At 66.5% G+C, this 5071-nt stretch carries 4 protein-coding genes; 2 read left to right on the plus strand and 2 right to left on the minus strand.

What is annotated here, in order from left to right; genetic code table 11:
• Both WB508_RS05925 and WB508_RS05930 read right to left on the minus strand, forming a co-directional pair.
• Positions 1-1241: dynamin family protein (locus tag WB508_RS05925; protein ID WP_423843959.1), on the minus strand; the 1241-nt coding region annotated here is incomplete at its 3' end.
• The gene (locus WB508_RS05930; RefSeq protein WP_423843960.1) at positions 1241-2791 is read right to left on the minus strand and encodes an IniB N-terminal domain-containing protein; all 1551 of its coding nucleotides are present in this window, start codon (positions 2789-2791) and stop codon (positions 1241-1243) included. The genes WB508_RS05925 and WB508_RS05930, both read right to left, overlap by 1 nt.
• Positions 2792-2999: 208 nt before the next feature.
• Between WB508_RS05930 and WB508_RS05935 the strand changes: the two genes are divergently transcribed.
• On the plus strand, positions 3000-4508 hold the full coding sequence (locus tag WB508_RS05935; protein ID WP_423843961.1) for an Hsp70 family protein: 1509 nt from the start codon (positions 3000-3002) through the stop codon (positions 4506-4508).
• A gap of 44 nt (positions 4509-4552) precedes the next feature.
• Positions 4553-5071, plus strand: a 519-nt coding sequence (locus WB508_RS05940; protein ID WP_423843962.1) for a gamma-glutamyltransferase, incomplete at its 3' end; no start/stop codon positions are given.

The raw sequence follows: 5071 nt of genomic DNA on the forward strand, positions 1-5071 counted from the left end.
TTCGTCGCCACGTGCTCGCAGCGCTCATAAGCCCACACGAAGCTGTCCGCTATCGCCTCGGCGAAGGCGTCCGCCAACCACTGGGTCATGGTTTCCCACGTGTCGGCAGGGTCGCTCTCGTCGACGAGCTGTTCGGCATCGCGTCCGACCGATCGAACCCGATCACGGACGTCGTACTCGACGTCGTTGACCAGGTCGTTGAACCCGTCGTTGAGTGCGATCTGCCACCTGGAGGCGCGCTTGTTGAGGTCAGCGGCGACGGCCTGGGCATCCTCGAATGTCTGCACGAGCATGGTCGCCTCGCCCGGCCTCACGAGCGTCTCGAGCTCGGCCTGGAGTCCCAGGCTGAGCTGAGTGCTGACTGCTGTGGCCTCGGCCGACGCAGCGTCCAGCAGCGACCCCACGGCGCGGGGCAGGAGATCGCGCTGCAAGCGTTCAACCAGCCGGGGAATTCCGGATTCATCGGCCAGATCGGTGTCGCCGAGACTGAGCGCCGTGCGGTGCAGATTCGCCGAGACAGGGAGGATGGCGGCATCGATGTCGGCTGACTTGAGATGCTGCCTATTGGCAGCCTCCACCTCACGCCAGTGCGGCGTGAGGTCAGTCTTGCTCAGAACAGACATCACGATCGGACAGATCTTCGAGGCCTGGCGCAGAAAGCTGAGCTCCGGTTCGGTGAGCTCCTGGCTGGCGTCGGAAAGCACGACCAGCGCATCCGCAGTGGGCAACATGGCCAGTGTCGTCACGGCATGCCGCGCCACCGCCCCGCCGACACCGGGCGTGTCGACCAGGACCAAACCGCTGCGGAGCGTCTCGGCGGGGACAGCGACATGAATCTTTCCGCCGTCGAGCGAACCGGTCGACGTGACGTGATCCATCACGTGCTTGCGCAGATCGTTGATGTCGATCGGGATCTGGGTGGAGCGGTCCTCCCCGGGCACGTCGAAGACGAGCGTGGCTCCCGGGTTCTCGCCGTACTCGATGATGATCGGTATGGCCGTCATGGCGATGTCGTCGACGGGGCACACTGGCGCCCCGATCACCGTGTTGATCAACGTGCTCTTGCCCTGGTTGAACGGTCCGACGACGACGACGCGCACCTTGGGCTCGCTCAGTCGCTCAACCCACCCGTCGAGTCTCGTCGCGAGATCCTCGCGACCAAGCTCACGTGCCTCGGTGCTCAGGCTGCGCAGGGTGTTGGTCAGATCGGACGTCTGGCTTGCCGGGGACCGAGTGCTCATCAGTCGAATTCGACGTCCTCGATCTCGGCGTCATCAGACGCCGCGAGGATGGGGGAGTCGTCGCCCTCGGTGAAGTTGCTGTTCTCGTTGAACGAGTTGTTGTAGTCGACTGCGGCATTGTCGTCGTAGACGTCGCCGCCAGCCACCACACCCTCGCCCTGAGCGATCTGGCTCTCTTCCGAGGCGATGGCAGCATCAGAATTGTCACCGGTCGTGTAGGCCACCGTGCTGTCGCTGGCTGCCACGCCGCCGTCGCCGATCACGCCATTGTTGCCAGCGTTGAGGCTTCCGTCGTCGGCGACCTGCGATCCGCCGCTGGCGGCCTGAGCATCGCCGGCGGTGTGTCCGGCCGCAGCGCTGTCGTTGTTCGCGGCCACGGCCTGATCATCTGCTGCCACGTTGTCATTGCCGACGGCGGAGTTGGAGTCGACATCATTGGTCTGGCTCAACGCGTCAACTGTGGCGCCCGCCCCCACGTTGACCGTGTTGGACAGGACATCGTTGTCCTGCGAGACCACCGCAGAGCCGGTGGCCACGATGGCGCCGTCGCCGGCTGCGGTCGAGTTGTTGCCCGCCGAGATCGCATCGGAGTCGTTCAGGTCGATCGTGACGTCACCGGAGGTGTTGACCGTCGGGGTGAAGACGTCGTCGTCGCTGGCCAGGTTGCTGCCGTCGCCGGCTGCTTGGGAGTTCGCCCCGCTGGCGACGTTGCCGTTGGTCGAGATCGCTCCGGCACCTTGAGCAACGTTTCCATCGGCGGCGATGGCCCCGTCCCCGACGGCTAGATCGTCGCCGGCGACGTTGGAGTCGACGATCGCGTCGCCCCCGGCGTTCACGCCGCCATTGTCGGCGTTCTGAATGGTTGAACCATCCAGCGCGACGTTGGCGCCCCCTGAATCGGTGAGATTCACCTGATCGTCTCCGACGACCGTGTTCCCGTCGCCGTCGATGTCGATGTTCCCGTCGCCGATCACGACCTCACCGTTGCCCTCGAATTCCACATCACCGCCTGCTGCCACGCTGCCGCCCAGCGCGATGCCACTGTCCTCGACTCCGCCGCTGATGGCCACGGAGCCGTCGGTGGCGACGTTGATCTCCTCGACTTCGTCCCCGCCAGCAACCGCAATGCCTCCTGGTGCGGCGATGGCCTGCGTGACGTCGCCCCCGGCCCACACGTTGTTCACGCTGATCGAGTCGGCGTAGTAGTTGTTCACGAACGACTGCAGGATGTCAGCTGTTGAGGACCCTGTGGAGCCACCACCGACGCCGCCCACGCCGCCCACGCCGCCCACCACAGACCCAGACGAGCCGCCGCCCGACGACCCCACCATGACCGGCACGGCCACCATGTGCGGCACACCGACGTAATGGGTGGGTCCGCCCAGCAGGGTCGTCACGGAGTTCACCGCATGGGACGCATCCTGCGGCAAGACCTGACCCAGACCGTTCTCGGCCAGCGACCCCTCAGGGTCTTGGGAGAACGCCTCAGCGAGCTCAGGATCGGACAGGAGCCTGAGAATGAAGTCCAGCAATGTGGTGATCCCGGCCATGTTCATGGCCTCCTTCGGGTGTTATTCCCCCCCAAACGTGGCTGTCACTATAGCCACTCCGCACTCATCTGCGAGTCCTTTTCGCAAACAATTTTTCGGGCGTGAGTTTTGTCGATCCAGGGCGGCCAGGCCCGTGGGACCGCGTATGGGTGAACAGTCGCCGCCCTGATTGATACCGTGTGCGCTTGGAGGGTCGAGAGGAGCGTTGATGACCGCCGCCGTGGACCTCGGATCGAGCGCAGTGAAGGTCGTCGATGGCGTCGACGCGCCCGTCGTCCGGGCAGACGGAATCGGTCCTGAGATCACCGCGAGAGTGGGTACGACCGTCCCTCTCATGTGGCGAGGATCCGGATGCGTTCTCACGCAGGCGCCCCATGAAGCCTACGCTCGCGCTGTCGCGACCGCGCTGGTCAACACCTCTGCGGAGTTCGTCACCATCCTGGTGCCTGACTGGTGGCCGATGCGGGCGCGAGCGCTCGCGCAGCAGACGCTCGAGGACCACGCGTCGGGACCCTTCCAGCTGGTCTCTCCTGCGCTGTCTGCCGTCGAGGCTGCGCGCGCGACGCACGACCTCCCCGCCACGGTGGCCGTGCTGGACATCGGCGCCGAATCCAGCTGCGCCTCGATCGTCACCGGCATCGGCGATCTACCGCACATCCTGGGTCGTCCGGCGGTGCAGCACGGCCGTGCCGGGAACGACATCGACCGACTGCTGATGCAGCACGTGCTGAGCTGGGTGGCCGCTGGCGATCCCACAGATCCTGCGCTCGCCGGTGCAGGACGGTCGTTGCTGGCCCAGGTGAAGGCGGCGAAAGAACAGCTGTCTGCCCGACCTGCCGCGTCGTTGATCACCGACCTCGGCGGAGCGAGGACGGAGGTGCGACTGGTCCGATCAGATGCCGACGCCGTGGTGCGCGAGACGGTCGACGCCATCGTGACCATGCTGACGGCCTGCATCACGAGCAACGGCTCCGACGACGTGCAAGCGGTTCTGCTGACGGGCGGCAGCGTGTCCATCCCCTTGGTCACGCAGATCATCTCGGTCGAGCTGGGGCTTCCGGTGGTCATGGATCACGACCCAGCAACCCTGGCGGTGCGTGGCGCGGCGAACATCGAGATGGCGGTGGCGCCGGAACGACGAGGATGGCGTCGTCGTCGCCGGACATCGAACGTCGCCTGCAACGTCTTCGACCTCAGGAATGCACCGGCGCCCGCGAGCGAGCCGTATCTCGGGCCGCTCCGATCCGCCTCGGTCGAGCGAGCAGCACAGGCGGTGCTGCAGCTCGCTGAGTCGCCCGACGACGTCGCGGGCGACTCCAACAAGTACGTGAGGGCCGCGGATGATCACTCGGGACGACCGTCGAGCAGGTCCAAGAGAAATTCTCGACGCAAGGCCTCCGTGGAACCGGCGCTGGCGAACGTTCGCTTGGTCGTCGAGACGGGGCCCGGGCCGCGACCGCGTCAGACTGCGACGTGGACGTCGGTGCGCGAGGGACCGGGGTGGAAGAGCGCCCGGCGAGCCCATGTCGACGATGAGGGCCAGTTTCGGCTGTGGGTCAACGATCGTGACTACGAGGTGAACATGGGGGTCGAGGCGGCATCGACCACCGTGACGTTGATCCTCATGGGGCTGCACGTGTTCGTCACAGCGTCGGAGACGGGGCAGCTGTTGCGCGAGATGCGACTCAACCCGGATCACGACTTTCGCCCGGAGTGACTTCCGGCTCATCTGAGCGCTGATCACAGCGATACCCTGCGCGCATGCCATCAGCCGCGCGGTCCAGGGGATTGGACGTCGCTCTGGCCGCGCCGAACGAGGCCGCCGCCGACGCCGGTGACCAGATCGCGCGAGCCGGTGGCAATGCGATTGATGCCGCGCTGGCTGCCAGTCTGGTGACGATGGTCAACGAGGTCGGCATCGTGTCGCCCAGCTCCGGCGGCTTCATCACGGTGCAGCCTCCGGACGGCAGCGCCCCCCAGACCGTGGACGGGTGGATGGACATGCCGGGCCGGGGTGCGACCGCTCGTGGCGACGCGGGCACGTGGGACGTGCACACCGAGTACGGCGGCGGGGTCACCGTGACGATCGGTCCCGGCTCGGTCGCCGCGCACGGCGCGATCGCCGCCTTCGAGGAGGCCCACCGGCGGTGGGGCAAGATCCCGTGGCGCGAGCTCGTGGAGCCGGCGATCGACGTCGCCCGGCGCGGCTTCCGGCTCAGCTCGGCCTCGCGGTACTACCTGGAGTACTCGCACGCGGACATCTTCGGGTGGGACGACACC

Origin of the sequence: Aeromicrobium sp., assembly GCF_049586495.1 — a bacterium.
Taxonomy (GTDB): Bacteria; Actinomycetota; Actinomycetes; order Propionibacteriales; family Nocardioidaceae; genus Aeromicrobium.